We start from the raw sequence: 15,930 nt of genomic DNA on the forward strand, positions 1-15,930 counted from the left end.
CCGTCCCGCGTCAGCGTGCGCCGTGGGCGCCAGACCGCCTTTCGCGTGCCAGATGTTCGACGGTCGATGGAGCTGGATGCGAGCATTCGTCGTCCCCGCCGTCCATCCATCCCAGAGGAGCCCCCGTGCATCGTCGTCCCGACTCCCTCCGCCCGCGCCGCTGCGCCGGCACCCCGTTCACCGTCGCCGCCTCCCTCGCCCTGACCGTCGGCCTCCTCGGCTCCGCCACGGCCGCCCACGCCGCCGAGGCGCCTCCGGCCTCCCCGACCCCCACCGCCAGCGCGACCGTCAACGCCGCCGCCTTGACGGCCACCGCCCGCGGCGAGCTCGTCCTCAAGCCCGGCGAGAAGCCGGCCTCCGGCACCCCGCTCAGGTGGACCATCACGGTCACCAACACCGGCGCCGTCCCCCTCGACGATGTCACCACCGACCTCAGCGAAGGAGTGATCACCCTCAAGCCCGGCGAGAAGCACGACTTCATCGAGCAGGACCTCCTCACCAGGAGCATACTCAGCGACGGCTACGCCCTCATGACCACCCACGCCACCGCACTCACCCCCACCGGCACCGAGATCACCACTCTCGTCACGGCCCGCTTCGACCTCCCCACACCCACACCCGCGCCGACTCCGACCACGCCGGCACCCACTCCGACGACGCCGGCACCCACTCCGACCACGCCGGCACCGGCCCCGACACCCGCGCGGGGCGCCTCCCTGAGCGCGACCGCGCGCGGCGAGCTCGTTCTCAAGCCCGGCGAGACGCCGACGGTCGGCACCCCGGTGAGGTGGACCGTCACCCTCACCAACACCGGCGACGTCCCCCTCGACGAAGTCGGCGATAATCTCGTCCAACCCGGCCTCCATCTGGAACCCGGCCAGGCCCGCGAGGTGACCTGGTCGACCACCCTTGATGAGTGGGAACTCTCGGACGGCTTCGCCCACATCGCGAAGTTCGTCGCCGGACTAGCACCTGACGGCACCGTGGCCCGCACACGCGTCGACGGCCGAATCGCCCTCCCTAGCCCGATACCGACCCCCGCACCGACTCCGCCCACTCCGTCACCGACCCCGACGACGCCGGCTCCCACCCCGACCACGCCGGCTCCTTCGCCGGCGCCGACCCCGGCCGAGGACCCGTCGCTGAGGGCGACGGCGGACGGTGAAGTCGTCCTCAAGCGGGGCGAGACCCCGAAGGTCGGCACCCCGGTGCGGTGGACCATCACGGTCACCAACACCAGTGACGTCCGCGTCCAGGACATCACCGCCGACGACACCGGCGACCTCATCGACCTCGACCCCGGCCAGACCGGAGACCTGAAACTGACGACCACGCTCAGCCAGGAGGACCTCACGAACGGCTACACCCTCCTCGACGCCCTCATCACCGGCAAGACACCCGCCGGCACCGAAGCCGTCACCCTCCTCGAGAGCAAGCTCACCTTCGCCGCCCCGATGCCGCCGACACCGACCCCTACGCCTCCCACTCCTACGCCCACGCCTCCGGCGCCCACCCCGACCCCTCCGGCCCCCACCCCCACTCCGCCCGCGCCGGCACCCGTCCCGGTCATCCCGACACCCGGCCCCTCTTCCAGCACGCCGGCCGCCGTCGTGCCCGTCACCCCGGGCTCTACCGGCTCGACCGGCTCGACCGGCTCGACCGCGAAGGTCTCGTCCGTGGCGGACACGGCCCAGCGCCGCCTCGCCTCGACCGGGTACGACGCGACGAACGCTCTGCCCGCCGCCGGGATCCTCACCGCCCTCGGCGCGCTCGGCGTGCTCCTCGGCCGCCACCGCCGACGCCACCGCACGGCCGACTGACCGATCGCCGGCGGAGTCGACGCCCCTCGACACCGCCGGCGGTCCACGACGGCCCGAGCCCGCCCTCCCGGCGAGCTCGGGCCGTTTCCTCGTTTCTGAGTGATCGCTCCCTCCGCCGTGCCCGACTGCATCGACCTGCACCTGGCGCTGCGCTTCCTGATGCCGGACGCCCCGCCGATGAACACGACCTGCGCCAGACGGTCGCCCCGCGTCAGCCTGCGCTCCGGACGCCAGATGTTCTCTCGTCTGCCAGATGTTCGACGACCGATGCGGCGCGATGCGAGCATTCGTCGTCCCGCCTTCCACCCCACCTCTGAGGAGCCTCCGTGCAACGACGTCCCGACTCCCTCCGCCCGCGCCGCTGCGCCGGCACCCCGCTCACCGTCGCCGCCTCCCTCGCCCTGACCGTCGGACTCCTCGGCACCGCCTCGGCCGCCCACGCCGCCGTGGTGCCGACAGCCTCCCCGACGCCCACCGCGAGCGTGACCGCGAAGGGCGCCGCTTTCAGCGCGACCGCGCGCGGCGAGCTCGTCCTCAAGCCCGGCGAGAAGCCGGCGGTCGGCACCCAGGTGAAGTGGACCATCACGGTCACCAACACCGGTGACGTCCCCCTCGACGACGTCGCCCGAACGATCGTCGGACCCGGCCGCCATCTGGAACCCGGCGAGGCCCTCGAGCTGACCTCGTCGACCACCCTCAACCAGAAGCAACTCGCTGAAGGCTCCGCCGTCTTCGACGAGTTCACCGGCGCGAGGACACCTGACGGCGTCTCGGTCTACGCGCGCGTCCGCGGCCGACTCGCTCTCCCCAGCCCGACTCCGACTCCGACTCCGACTCCGACCATCCCTGCACCCACTCCGGCTCCGATCACGCCGGTACCGACTCCGACCACGCCGGCACCCACTCCGACCCCACCGGCACCCACCCCGACGACACCGGCACCCACTCCGACACCGGAGCAGCACCCCTCACTGAAAGCGACCGCCCGCGGCGAGCTCGTCTTCGAGCCCGGCGAGAAGCCCGCCATAGGCACCGAGGTGAAGTGGACCATCACGGTCACCGACACCGGCGACGTCGCCCTCTACGACGTCTCCGTCGGGGAGACGAGCGACGAGGTCGATCTCGCGCCCGGCCAGACCAGGGAACTGACGCTGAGCACGACCCTCGGGCAGAAGGACCTCGACGACCGCGCCGCCGTGCTCACGACGTCCGCGGGCGGCGACACCGAGTACGGCGAGTTCATCAGCGTCGACGTGACCGGCAGACTCGCCCTGCCGACCCCGACCCCACCGGCACCGACTCCCACTCCGACGCCCACTCCCACCCCGCCGGGGCCCATCCCGACTCCGATCCCGACCCCTCCGACGCCCACCCCAGCCCCACCGGCACCGACCCCCACTCCCACCCCGACGCCCACTGCGGCGCCGCCGGCGCCCACGCTCACCCCGCCGGCGCCCACCCCGGCACCGGAGCACTCGCCGGACATCCCGACCCCCGTCGCGCCCGCAGCCTCCGGGACGACGGGCTCCACCACGACGAGCTCGAAGGCCGCAGGGGCGTCGAAGAACCGCCTCGCGGAGACCGGGTCCGACGCGGCCGGCGCGCTCTCCGCCGCTGGGATCCTCACCGCCCTCGGCGCGCTCGGCGTGCTCGTCGGGCGTCGTCGCCGGAGCAGCCGCTCGACCCACTGACCGCTCGCCGGCGGAGTCGACGCCCTTCGACTCCGCCGACGAGCCACGACGGCCCGAATCCGCCCACCTGGTCGGGTTCGGGTCGTTCTCACTCGCCGGGTCATCGCTCCCTGCGGAACACCGAACAATCGATCCCGCGACCGGCCCACTCTCGTCGCCGACCTGCCCGTTCGACACAACGCCCGCCACGACTGCGCGTCAGTGCCATCACTCTCATCGGGCGCCTGATTGCCTACTTCACGCCATAAAGGTGGCAACCCCTCATCGCCGATGTGACTGTTTCCGAGCTTAACTCGATATTCGAATCACCAATGCCTAGGAGTTCCCATGACCCCCCGCCGCCCCGACGCCCAGGGACCCCGCCGGTCCCTCGGAGCACCGCTCAGCATCGCCGCCTCGCTCACCCTGAGCGCCTGCCTGCTCGGCTCCACCGCTCTCGTCGCCCACGCCGACGAGGCCGCCCTGCCCGTCGTCTCCGAGACCACCGCTCAGGCCGTCGTCGTCGACCCCACCGCGCAGGCCGTCGCCTCGGCGCCCACCGCACTCGAGGCCGCGCCCGCTCCGGCCGCGCAGACGTCCGCCCCGACGGTCACCCCGGCGCCCGTCTCCCCGGAACCCGTCTCACCGGCAGCCTCAGCGGCACCCGCTGCGACCGCGTCCGGCGAAGCGACGGTGCATGCCGCAGCCGCTCCCGCCACCCCGGCGCCGACCGCGCCCGCGGCCGAGGCCGAGGCGCCGATCGTGCCGGCCCCTGCGCTCCAGGATGCGCCGGCCGACGCGCCCGCGGCGGCGACCGAGACGCCGGTCTCGGCGCCTCAGCAGCAGCCCACTCCGGCCGCATCGGCATCGATGTCGGACGGCGTGACCGCGACGGTGAAGGGCGTCCTCGACCTCAAGCCCGGCGAGAAGCCGACGGTCGGCACCCCCGTCAAGTGGACCATCACCCTCCACAACACCACCGCCCACCCCGTCGACGTCCTCAAAGCGCTCCTGCACCTCGAGCCCGGCGAGAGCGGCGACGTCGAGGACAACCTCGCACCGACCACCCTCACCCAGGCCGACCTCGACGCCGGCCGCGTCACCTACGCCAGCCGCTACGACATCGTCTCCAGCAACGGCCCCCAGATCATCCGCGCACGGGGCGCACTCGAGCTGCCGAAGACCGCACCGACCCCGGCTCCGGCCACGGGCCCGACCACGACTCCTGCGCCGACCACGCCCGCCCCCACCCCGACGAGCACCGCGTCCGACCAGGTGACCGCCTCCGTCCGCGGTGCCCTCGACCTCAAGCCCGGCGAGAAGCCGACGGTCGGCACCCCCGTCAAGTGGACCATCACCCTCCACAACACCACCGCCCACCCCGTCGACGTCCTCAAAGCGCTCCTGCACCTCGAGCCCGGCGAGAGCGGCGACGTCGAGGACAACCTCGCACCGACCACCCTCACCCAGGCCGACCTCGACGCCGGCCGCGTCACCTACGCCAGCCGCTACGACATCGTCTCCAGCAACGGCCCCCAGATCATCCGCGCACGGGGCGCACTCGAGCTGGCCAGCACGACCACCCCGGCCACGCCGACCGCCCCCACCACGCCGACCGCCCCCACCACGCCGACCGCCACGGCCTCGCAGGCACCCGACGCGCCCGCGCACGCAGCGCAGTCGTCCTCGATCCGAGGCGAGCTGCTCCTCACGCCCGGCGAGAAGGTGACCGCGGACACCCGCGTGAAGTGGACGGTCACGATCACCAACACCGGCGAAGTCCCCCTCTACAACGTCGACAACGGCCACACCGGAGAACGCGTCGACCTCGCCGTCGGCCAGTCCAAAGACCTCACCGTCACCCTTCCCCTCGGACAGAGCGCACTCGCCAGCGGCACCGCCACCCTCAACGCCCGCACCTCCGGCACCAGCGACACGGGCGTCCTCGTCCACAGCCGAGCCACCGGCACCCTCACCCTCCCCACCACCAGCACGACCACCCCGACCACCCCGGCCACGCCGACCGTCACGACCACGCCGACCGCCACGACAACAACCAACCCGGCCACCGCCCCGACCACCGGCACCGAGACGGGCACGACGACCACCGCCCCGACCACCGGCACCGAGACGGGCACGACGACCACCGCCCCGACCACCGGCACCGAGACGGGCACGACGACCGGCGGCACGGAGACGACCGCGGGAACCACCATGACTCCCGCCGCCGGTGCTCCCGCCGGTGCCGTCGCCGGCAGCGAGAACGTCGCCGACGGCGCGGGCTCGCTGAAGCGGGCCGTCGACGCCGCCGCCCAGAGCGGCGCTGGAGCCGGATCGGCCTCCGCCTCGGCACCGACCATCGCTGACAAAGCCTCCGGCAGCACGAGCGCGAAGAGCTCGGCCACGAAGAGCGCCTCCGCCGCCCACCTCGCTCAGACCGGCGTGGACACGGCGGCCGCACTGCCCGCCGCCGGGATCCTCGGCCTGCTCGGCATGGTCGGCCTGCTCCTCGGCGCCCGTCGCCGTCGCAACCGCACCGCCGACTGACACAGCACCGTCCCCTTGAAGCGCCGGTGGCGTCGACCCGACTCGACGCCACCGGCGCTTCGCCGTGTCATCCCCTGCCACGGATGCGCACGCGCGACGTCGATCCACGCTCCGCGCACCCTCGTCCTCGAGCGCTTCACTGCCCCCGAGGGACAGCGGCCTCGACTCGAGTCGGAGCCACCGACCCTCGGTCGTCGCGCCCTGCCACCGACGTCAGTGACTGCCGCGAGCCCGCTTCCGCGCCAGGAATGCGCCGCTCCGGAAACACCCGTGTGATCATTCCCGAACCGTCTCGACCCCTTGCCGATCCCTGCCCAGGAGCCCCATGACCCCCTCACGTCCCGACCTACGACGACCGCGCCGATCGCCCGCCACTCCCCTCAGCATCGCCGCGTCCGTCGCGTTGAGCGCGTGCCTGCTCGGATCCAGCTCCCTCGTCGCGCACGCCGAAGGACACCCCGACGTCGCGACCGCGACGCCGGAGCAGGACGCCGCTGCAGCGGTCGCCCTGTCGACGCCCACGCCCTCTCCCGCACCGGACGATGCCGCGCCGCCGGCCGGCCCCGCCGCCCCGGACGCCGCCCCGGCGACCGCACCCGCCGCGCCGAGCAGCGCACCCGCCGCGCAGGACGCCGCCCCCTCCCCCGCTCCCCCGGCGCCGACCCCCGCGACCGCCCCGCCTATGGCCGATCCCGCCCCGGCACCGGCCACGACCGACGTCACGGCGACGCCGACCGACGCGGCCGCACCGGAGACGCCGGTCCCCTCTCTCGCACCGGCCGCACCCGACGCGATGCCGACACCGGCGGCCGAGGCGCCGGCCGCCGCGTCGGAGACGCCGGTCGCCGCCGCCCAGCAGCAGCCCGCTCCACCGCCGACCGTGCCCATGACCGGGGACTCCCTCGTGAGCGCGACGGTGAGGGGGACGTTCGAGGTGAAGCCGGGCGAGAAGCCGGTGGTCGGCACGAAGGTGAAGTGGACCGTCACCTTCCGCAACAACGGAACGACCGCCGCCGCCGTCTACGGGACCGAGTTCTCCGTCCCGGCGGGGCAGAGCCGCGACGGTCGGGACGACGCGAAAGAGCAGACGGTCACTCAGGCCGACCTCGATGCCGGGGTGATGAGGTACGCGAACAGCTGGGGCGTCGTCACGCCCGCGGGCGTGCACTGGATCCCCGTGCGAGGCGAGCTGCCCATCCCGGCGGAGAACCCCGCCCTCGAGGTCGTCTACACCCCGAGGTTCGAGCTGGCACCCGGCCAGCCGGTCGTCGTCGGCACCGTGGTGGACCCGACCGTCACGGTGACCAACCGCGGGGAGGTGACCCTGCACGACATCACCTTCACCGGCACCCCGCCGTTCAGCCTCGCACCGGGTCAGCGCGCCGTCCTCTCCTCAAAGGGCACGGTCGACGAGCTGGACGTGTTCGCGGGCGAGTACCACCGCGACGGCGGCTACGTCTACGCGCGCACCCCGAGGGGCGCCGTCTACAAGACCATCGCCTCCGTGCGGCTCCCGTTCCCGAAGCCGGACGCCCCCGCCGCGACGAGCACCGCCACACCGGCCCCTGCGCCGAGTGCCGGGACGGGAGGGTCCCCAGCGGGCGGCACGACCGACGAGTCCTGGAGGTTCCGCGGCGAGTTCGTGCTGCAGCCCGGCGAGCAGGTGAAGGCCGGCACGAAGGTCCGCTGGACCTCGACGTTGACCAACACCGGCCCCGACGACCTCCGCGACCTCGTCGCCGTGCGGGTGGGGGCCGCCCCCGGCAGCCCCGGCAGCACCAGCGAGAAGCTGGCCGTCCTCGCCAAGGGCCGGACCGCGCAGCTGCACCTCGAGTCCACCGTCACGGAGGACGACCTGGTGAGCGGCATCACCCACATCGTCGTCGACGCGACCGCCGTGACGGGCGGACGGACGAACACGGTGCGCAGCGGTGCGACGCTCGCGATTCCCGTCGAGCACCCGCTCCTCGACGTGACCACCACGACGAGGCCGAGGCTCGGGCCGGGAGCACCCCTCGTCGCCGGCACCGTCCTCGACACCACCTTCACGATCGTCAACCGCGGGGACGTCACGCTCACCGACGTCCGGTTGAACAGCTTGGCCCCGTTCACCCTCGCACCGGGCGAGAGCGCTGACCGGGTCCTCTCGGGCCCGCTCACAGCGCGGGACGTGGAAGCCGGCGAATACCGTCTCACGGCCAAGGTGACCGTTCGCACCCCCCGCGGTGTCCAGTACAAATCCAACGACATAGTCGTCGCGCTGCCGATCCCCACGAGCAGCTCCCCCGGCGCCGCGCCGGCTCCCGCACCCACCGGCGCCCCGTCGACCCCCGCACCCACCGGGACCGCACCCACCGGCACGCCCTCGGCCCCCGCGCCCACCGGCACGCCGTCGGCCCCCGGGACCGCGCCCATCGGCACACCGTCCACTCCGGCACCGACCGCCACGCCGCCGATCCCCGCACCCACCGGCACCCCGTCGACCCACACACCCGGCACGCCGTCGGCACCCGCGCCGACCGGCACGCCCGCCCCCGGTCCCAGCACCACCCCGCAGATCCCCGCTCCGGCACCCGCCGGCGTGACCGGGACCGTGAGCGGATCGCTCGATCTCAAGCCGGGTGAGAAGCCGGTCGTCGGCACCCGGATCAACTGGGTCGTCACGTTCCGGAATCAGAGCTCCGCCCCGGTCTCCTTCTACAACACCCCCGTCGTCCTCGGCCCCGGCGAGAGCCGCGACGCCCGGGACACCACGAAGACGTGGGCAGTGACCCAGGCCGATCTCGACGCCGGCCGAGTGTCGTACGCGACCTCCTGGGGAGTGAAGACCGCGAGCGGTGACGGCTTCGTCACCGTGCGAGGCGAGCTTCCCCTGCCCAAGGACGCCCCGATCGCCGCGGAGCATCCTCTCCTGGAGGTGACGCACGCTTCCGCCCTCGACATCGCACCGGGCACACCCGTCACCGCCGGCACCGTCGTCCGGGCGACCATCACGGTGACCAATCGCGGCGATGTCGCCCTCCGCGACATCCGCCTCGGCAGCACTCCGCCGTTCACCCTCGCACCCGGCGAGCAGCACACGGAGCCCTTCACGGACTCGATCACCGAGCAGGATCTGCTCAACGGCCGGTACCTCCGCGAGGACGGCGTCCTCGTCGCGCTCACACCCAGCGGCGCCCAGTACCGTCTGGACTTCACCCCCGCCACCTTCCCGATCCCGAAGGCCGCCACCACCGGCACGACGCCCGCCCCCTCGCCCGCGCCGACCGTCGCGCCGGCACCGACCGCGACGCCCACACCGACCGCGACGCCTGCGGCCACCGGGACGCCCGCCACGGGGACCGCGACTCCCTCGCCCACCGGCACCGGCACCGGCACTGGCACCGGCACTGGCACTGGCACTGGCACTGGCAGTACCCCCGCCCCGGGCACGGACACACCGACCACGGGCACGCCCTCGACCGGCGCCGGCGGGTCGGGTACCACTGGCTCCGGCACCTCAGACCCGAGCAAGCCCGGGACCGGAACCACCGGGTCCGGTACCACCGGATCCGGCACGGGCACCACTGGCTCCGGCGCCACAGGCTCCGAAACCGGCCCGACCGGCACCGGCACCACCGGTTCAGGCACCGCAGGCACGGGTACCGCAGGCACGGGCACCGCAGGCACGGGCACCGCAGGCACGGGCACCGCGGGCACGGGTACCCCCGGCATCACCGGCACGACCACCACCGACCCGGGCACCGACGGCGCCGGTACCGGCACGACGGTCACCGGGACCCGCCCGACGATCACCGCCTCCACCGAGACGGGCAGCGGGGGTACCACCGGCTCGTACGCTAACGGCGTCGGCACGACGGTGGCGGGCACCGGCCCGACCGGCGCACGCAGCACAGCGACGGGTACGACCGCCTCGGGCACGACCGGCACGACCACGGGCGGCACGACCGGCTCCGGAGTCACGGGCACGCGGGCGGCGAGGGACGCGTCCGCTCCCCGCCTCGCCGAGACAGGCGTCGATCCGGCGCCCGCGCTGGCCGCCGGGGGTGTCCTCGCGCTGCTCGGCGCGCTCGGCACCCTTCTCGGCGCCCGACGCCGACGGCGCAACCGCACGGCCGACTGACCGGCCCGCCGACCGCGGGAACGACGGAGGGCGCGGGGCATCACGCCCCGCGCCCTCCGTCGTCCGTCCGTCAGCTCGCGGCGACCGCGATCTCGTTCGGCGTGACCTCCAGCTCGGCGCTGGACAGCACCTTCCCGGTGGTCAGATCGAGCGCGTGGACGCTCTTCGCGGCCGGGTCGGTGACGTAGGCGATGTCACCGGCGACCGTGATGGCAGGGTGCGGGTCCTGCCACTCGACGGGGCTCTCCCAGGCGTCGACGACGGGGTACGAGTCGGTGATCTCCCCGGTCTCCGGCTCGATCACCTGGACCGCTCCGTCCGAGCCGATCAGGTAGGCGAGGTCGCCCGGGCCGCGCGCGACGCCGCGGAAGGTGTACTCGACACCCTCGGGCAGGTCGACGACGTCGAGGGTCTTCGCCTCGGTGTCGATCAGCGCGAGGCGGTGCAGGAGGTAGCCCTCGGCGTCCTGGTCGTCCTTGTAGTCGCCGACGACGATCGGGCTGGTCTCGCTGACCCAGGCGTTGCCCATCCGGCCGTAGGGCTGGTCGGGCGCCTCGAGCTTGGTGATCTCGCCGCCGTCGTAGACGAGGGCGCCGTTCTCGCAGCCGAAGACCACGACCTCGTTCTCGGCCGTGCCCTCGCCGTGCACACCCGGGCACTGGTCGTTCGTGGCGACCACCGCGCCGGCGGCGTCGCGCACCTCGATGCCGGTGCGGCCGTCGGCGTTCCCGACGGTGGTGAGGAAGGTGCCGTCCTCGAGGACGATCGACACCCCGTGGTGCGCCTCGACGCCCGGGATGGTCTCGACCTCGGGCACGCCCTCGGCGTCGGCCAGGTCCGCGGTCTCGACGACCGTCGTGTCGCTGGTGCCGTCGGCGTAGAGGATCGTCTTCCCGCCGTGGCGGACGACGTGCCCGGGGGTGTCCGCGGGGAAGACGATGTCGGTGAGCTCGGGCTCGCCGTCGGTGCCGGCGGCGGTGTCGAGGAGCTGGAAGCCCACGCTCATCGTGACCATGACGTGCCGGCCGTCGCCCGCCGGGTTCAGGCGGGTGAACTCCTCGGAGTCCAGGTCGGCCACGGTCTCGAGGGTCTCGCCGTCCAGGACGAGGATGCCGCCCTCGTAGGCGACGGCGAGCCGGGTGCCGGCTGCGGCCGGGGTGGCGGCGGCGGACGGATCGGCCGCGGGGGCGCCGCTCGAGGAGCAGGCCGCGAGGGTCGCGATCGTGCCGAGGGCGAGGAGGCCGAGGCCCGCTCGGCGGAGAGGTGCTCGCCGGAGCGGCGCTCGGCGGAAGGGGCTGGTGCGCATGGGGATGTGGTTCTCCTGGTGCTGGTCGTGGGCGCTCACGGTGAGAGCCCGGTGGCGATGCGCTGCGTGTTCACGCGCATCATGCTGAGGTAGTCGGGGGCGCCGCCCTCGGGCCCCGTGAGGGACTCCGTGAACAGCTCGACCACCTCGACGCGGATGTCGGCCTCGCTCGCGAACGCCTGGACCAGGCGGTCGGGAGACGAGGACTCCGCGAAGATCGTGGGGACGCCGGTCTCCTCGACCGCCTCGACGAGGTCGGCGAGGTCGGAGGCGGACGGCGCCGCGAGGGTCGTGCCGCCGGGGATCACCGCGCCGACGACGTCGAAGTCGAAGCGGTCGGCGAGGTAGCCGAAGACGTGGTGATTGGTGACGAGGGCGCGGCGCTCCTCCGGGATCGCGGCGAAGGCGGCCGTCATCTCGGCGTCGAGCGCCTCGAGCTCGGCGCGGTACTCGGCGGCGCTCCGCTCCAGGGCCGCGGGGTCCGCGCCGTCGAGGTCCGCCAGCACCGGCGCGAGCGCGTCGACGACGGCGATCATGCGGGCCGGGTCGGTCCAGAAGTGCGAGTCGGGGCTGCCCTCGGCGTCGCCCTCGCGGTAGTCGAGCACCTCGATCGCGTCGCCGGCGACGAAGGCCGGCACGTCCTCGGCGGCGGCCGCGTCGAGGTGCTGCTGCAGCCCCTCCTCGAGGCCCAGGCCGTTGGAGACGACCAGGTCGGCCGAGCGGAGTCGCGCGGCCTCCTGCGCGGAGATCTCGAAGGAGTGCGGGTCGGCGTTCGGCTTCATCAGCGTCACGACCTCGACCTCGTCGCCGACCAGCCGCTCGACGACGTCGCCGAGGATGTTGGTCGAGACGATCACCAGCGGGCGGTCGTCCGCGGCGGCGGAGCAGCCGGTGAGCGCGAGCAGCGCGACGGCAGCCGCCGCGAGAGGCGCGCGGCGTCGGAGGTGGCGGGGGCGTCCCATGCTCAGCGCCCCGTCTCAGCGGTGAACGCCGGCTCGGTCGCCGTCTCGAAGCTGCGCGCGAGGCGGGCGTCGTCGGCGTAGTCGATCTCGTGCACCCGCCGCTCGGCAGGTGCGCTGAGGTAGGCGCGCTGCTGGTCGGCGACGAGGGTCGGGGCGAGGCCGGCGGCGAGCGACTCGGCCGCGAGCGGCTCGGTCTGGGCGAGCAGCGCGCCGTCCGCGCCGTCGAGCACGAGCACCCGGCCGTCCTGCGCGAGCGCGAGCAGGTGGTCGTCCTCGTCGTCGACGGCGGTCACCTGCGCGAGGGGCGCGGGAGTGGGGAGCAGCGACCAGGAGCGGGCGCGGGTGTCGAGCAGCCAGATCCCGGTGCCGCCGGCGAGCCCGGCGACGGTCGGCCGGCCCTCGCGGTTCGCGAAGCTCGTCGCGGCGGGCGCGGTGGCGTCGGCCGGGTAGGTGATCCGCTCGACGGTCAGCTCCTCGCCGTCGACGGTCGCGAGCAGCGCGCCGTCCGCGCAGCCGATCACCGCACCGACGCGGGTGGTGATCGTCCCCGCAGGCTGCGGGCACTCCTCGACCAGGCCCGTTCGCTCGCCGTCGGCCGTGTAGCCGGCGACCGAGGCCGACTCCCCCGCGCCCTCGGTGACGAGCGCGAACGAGCCGACCGGGACGACCATCCCGGGCCCCGGCTCGCCGTCGAGGCGGAACGACTCGGTGATCTCGCCCTTCGACAGCGCCTCGGTGTCGAGGAGCACGGCCTCGCCCGAGTCGGGGAAGTACAGCCCGGTGCCGCCGGACGTCGACAGGTTCGTGGTGGCGACGACCGCCTCCCCCTCGCCCGCGACGGTGCCGAGCAGCCTCGGCTCGGCGCGGTAGTAGTGGAAGTGGTCGACGTGGTCCCAGGTCCAGGCGCCGCTGTCGACGATCTCGACGCCGGCGGCGGTCTGCGCGAAGAGGTAGCGGCCGTCGGTCGTCAGCGCCGAGGGCGCGCCGATCGTGCCGAGCTCGACGACGCTCTCGTCGAGGAGGTCGAGGTGCGAGACGGCGCCGGCCGGGTCGATCCAGGTGACTCCGAGGGCGGGCTCGGCGAGCTCCGCGGCTCCGGAGATCGCGCCGTGGCCCTCGCCGGTCGCGTCGTCGGCGGCGGGTGCGACGGGGTCGGCGGAGCAGGCCGCGAGGCCGAGAGCGAGGGCGCCCAGGAGGAGCGCCGGGGCGGTGCGGAGGGAGCGGGTGGAGCGGGAGAGCACGGGATCCTTTCGAAGGGGGACGGTCAGGCGGGGACGGCGGCGAAGACCCGGCGCGGACGACGTGACGCGGTGGCCGCCCGCAGCGCCCAGGACAATCCGGAGACGGCGAGGGCTGTGGCGGCGACGGAGGCACCCGCGGCGGTCGCCGCGTACCAGGAGACGAGCAGCCCGACGAGCACGGAGAGCACGCCGAGCACGGCGGCGAGCGCCATCCGAGTCGGGATCCGCGTCGTCCAGTGGCCCGCGGCGACGGCGGGCGCGAGGAGCAGCCCGACGACCAGGAGCGAGCCGACGGCCTGGTACGAGGCGACGACCGCGAGGGTCACCAGCCCGACCAGCGCGGCCTGCGCCGAGCGCGGCCCGAGCCCGAGCACCGCGGCGATCCGGTGGTCGAGCGCGAGCGCCACCAGCGACCGGTGGAACACTACCGCCACCGCGAGCCCGACTCCGGCAGCGACGGCCAGCAGCACGAGATCGACCGGGGCGATGGCGAGGATGTCGCCGAACAGGATCGAGGTCGCGTCGGTCGCGAAGCTGCCGGAGTGGCTGATGATGATCACGCCGAGCGCGAGCATCGAGACGAAGAGCATGCCGATGCTCGTGTCGTAGGACAGGCGGCCCCGACGCTGCAGCGCGGCGATGCCGAGGCTCATCGCGACGGCGCTCGCCGCCCCGCCGACCAGCACGGGCGCGCCGAGCACGGTCGCCAGCGCGACGCCGGGGAGCATCCCGTGGGCGAGCGCCTCGCCGAGGAACGCCATGCCGCGGATCACGACCCAGGTCCCGACGACTCCGCACAGGACGGCGACGAGTGCGCCGCCGACGAGGGCGCGCTGGAGGAAGTCGAGCGCGAACGGCTCGAGGATCCCGGAGAGGAGGGCAGGCATGGTGCCCGACCGTAACGGATAATGAGAACGATTATCAAACTGCTACGCTCGGGGCCGTGTCCAGCAGCCAGCAGCCCTCCGCCCGCGTCGGCCTCCGCGGGGTCGGCGTCGACTTCGGCGAGCGGACCGCGCTGGACGGCGTCGATCTCGACGTGCCGGAGGGCACGCTGACCGTCGTCGCGGGGCCGAACGGCGCGGGCAAGTCGACGCTGCTCGAGGTGATCGCCGGCACCCGGCGGCCCTCCCGGGGAGTGCGCACGGTCTCGTCCGCGATCGCCTTCGTCCCGCAGCGCACCGCCGTCTCGGACCGCCTCCCCGTCACCGTCCGCGACGTCGTGACGGTCGGCGTCTGGGGGCGCACCGGCCGCTGGCGCCGGGTCGGACCGGACCTGCGCGCGGTGGTCGCCGCCGCGATGGACCGCCTCGAGATCTCCGCGCTCGCGGCCGAGCCGTTCGCCGTGCTGTCCGGCGGGCAGCGGCAGCGGACACTGCTCGCGCAGGGACTGGCGCGCGGCGCCGACCTGCTCCTCCTGGACGAACCCACGACCGGACTCGATGCGGCGAGCGCCGAGCGCATCCGGGAGATCCTGCGCGCCGAGGCGGAGCGCGGCGTCGCGGTCGTCTGCGTCTCGCACGACCCGGCGGTGATAGCGCTCGCCGACCGCGTCGTGCAACTGGCCGACGGTCGCCTGCGGGGCGAGGCCTTCCTCGCCCGCTGAGGCGGCTTCGGGGACGGCGGGTCTCGATACGCCCCTCCGGGGCTACTCGACCACCATGGAGGACGCCCCACCGGGGCTGCTCGACCACCATGGAGGACGCCGCACCGGGGCTGCTCGGCCGGCAGGCCGCGCGATGCATGCACGTCTGCTTGGATGAGCAGATGACCTGGAGGTGCCGATGACCGAGGATCTCGAGCCCGCGGCCGAGCTCTTCAAGGTGCTCTCCTCCTCCTCACGGCTGCGCCTGCTCCGCGCCCTGGCGAGCGAGCGGTCGACCGTCGGGCACCTCGCGGAGACCACCGGGCTCTCGCAGCCACTCGTCTCGCAGCACCTGCGCACCCTCCGCGCGGCCGGCCTGGTCGCCGTCGAGCGGATCGGGCGCGAGGCGCACTACTCCGTCGCCGACACCCACGTCAGCCACATCGTCGACGACGCGGTCCGGCACGCCCTCGAGGGCTGACCGCGGTCGGCACACCCGAGGGCAGCCAGTGCCTCAGCCCTGGCGCGCCTTGAACCGCGGGTTGAGCTTGTTGATGACGAAGACCCGGCCGCGGCGGCGCACCACCTGCGACCCCGGCATCGACTTCATGGACTTCAGCGAGTTGCGGACCTTCACGACTGCTCCTTCTAGTTGATAACGATTATCGTTTAGAGT

General features: G+C 73.8%; 11 protein-coding genes. 6 read left to right on the top strand and 5 right to left on the bottom strand.

Annotated features, from left to right (window positions below; all coding sequences use genetic code 11):
* Positions 1-125: 125 nt before the first annotated feature.
* The 4 genes from MT350_RS13800 (at position 126) to MT350_RS13815 (ending at position 10,160) form a co-directional block, all read left to right on the top strand.
* Positions 126-1,820 carry an LPXTG cell wall anchor domain-containing protein gene (locus MT350_RS13800; protein ID WP_243616146.1) on the top strand — a complete coding sequence of 565 codons (1,695 nt, stop codon included), beginning with the start codon at positions 126-128 and terminating at the stop codon, positions 1,818-1,820.
* Between the two features lie 326 nt (positions 1,821-2,146).
* A complete protein-coding gene (locus MT350_RS20495) occupies positions 2,147-3,511 on the top strand; it encodes an LPXTG cell wall anchor domain-containing protein (RefSeq protein ID WP_243616147.1) in 1,365 nt (454 codons plus the stop codon).
* A gap of 327 nt (positions 3,512-3,838) precedes the next feature.
* Positions 3,839-6,037 carry an LPXTG cell wall anchor domain-containing protein gene (locus MT350_RS13810; RefSeq protein WP_243616148.1) on the top strand — a complete coding sequence of 733 codons (2,199 nt, stop codon included), beginning with the start codon at positions 3,839-3,841 and terminating at the stop codon, positions 6,035-6,037.
* Positions 6,038-6,362: 325 nt separating this feature from the next.
* Positions 6,363-10,160: a hypothetical protein gene (locus tag MT350_RS13815; RefSeq protein ID WP_243600651.1), complete on the top strand. Its 3,798-nt coding sequence runs from the start codon at positions 6,363-6,365 to the stop codon at positions 10,158-10,160.
* A gap of 70 nt (positions 10,161-10,230) precedes the next feature.
* Here MT350_RS13815 and aztD read toward each other — a convergent pair whose 3' ends face one another.
* The 4 genes from aztD to aztB are packed head-to-tail and all read right to left on the bottom strand — an operon-like array spanning position 10,231 to position 14,556.
* Positions 10,231-11,466 (bottom strand): zinc metallochaperone AztD, encoded by a 1,236-nt coding sequence (gene aztD / locus MT350_RS13820; RefSeq protein ID WP_279396464.1) that lies wholly within the window; start codon positions 11,464-11,466, stop codon positions 10,231-10,233.
* A 35-nt stretch (positions 11,467-11,501) separates the two neighbouring features.
* Complete coding sequence (aztC, locus tag MT350_RS13825; protein WP_243600653.1) at positions 11,502-12,428, bottom strand: zinc ABC transporter substrate-binding protein AztC; 927 nt, start codon at positions 12,426-12,428, stop codon at positions 11,502-11,504.
* 2 nt (positions 12,429-12,430) lie between these two features.
* Positions 12,431-13,669: an ABC transporter gene (locus tag MT350_RS13830; protein ID WP_308197439.1), complete on the bottom strand. Its 1,239-nt coding sequence runs from the start codon at positions 13,667-13,669 to the stop codon at positions 12,431-12,433.
* Between the two features lie 23 nt (positions 13,670-13,692).
* A complete protein-coding gene (aztB, locus tag MT350_RS13840) occupies positions 13,693-14,556 on the bottom strand; it encodes a zinc ABC transporter permease AztB (RefSeq protein WP_243616150.1) in 864 nt (287 codons plus the stop codon).
* A 56-nt stretch (positions 14,557-14,612) separates the two neighbouring features.
* Here aztB and aztA point away from each other — a divergent pair, with 56 nt between their 5' ends.
* Together aztA and MT350_RS13850 are read left to right on the top strand one after the other, a co-directional pair.
* Positions 14,613-15,275 carry a zinc ABC transporter ATP-binding protein AztA gene (aztA, locus tag MT350_RS13845; protein ID WP_243616151.1) on the top strand — a complete coding sequence of 221 codons (663 nt, stop codon included), beginning with the start codon at positions 14,613-14,615 and terminating at the stop codon, positions 15,273-15,275.
* A gap of 178 nt (positions 15,276-15,453) precedes the next feature.
* Positions 15,454-15,735 (top strand): helix-turn-helix transcriptional regulator, encoded by a 282-nt coding sequence (locus MT350_RS13850; protein WP_123446984.1) that lies wholly within the window; start codon positions 15,454-15,456, stop codon positions 15,733-15,735.
* A gap of 33 nt (positions 15,736-15,768) precedes the next feature.
* Here MT350_RS13850 and ykgO read toward each other — a convergent pair whose 3' ends face one another.
* Positions 15,769-15,891: a type B 50S ribosomal protein L36 gene (gene ykgO / locus MT350_RS13855; RefSeq protein ID WP_123446985.1), complete on the bottom strand. Its 123-nt coding sequence runs from the start codon at positions 15,889-15,891 to the stop codon at positions 15,769-15,771.
* Positions 15,892-15,930 lie beyond the last annotated feature (39 nt).

This window comes from Rathayibacter sp. VKM Ac-2928 (assembly GCF_022815545.1).
GTDB lineage: Bacteria > Actinomycetota > Actinomycetes > Actinomycetales > Microbacteriaceae > Rathayibacter > Rathayibacter festucae.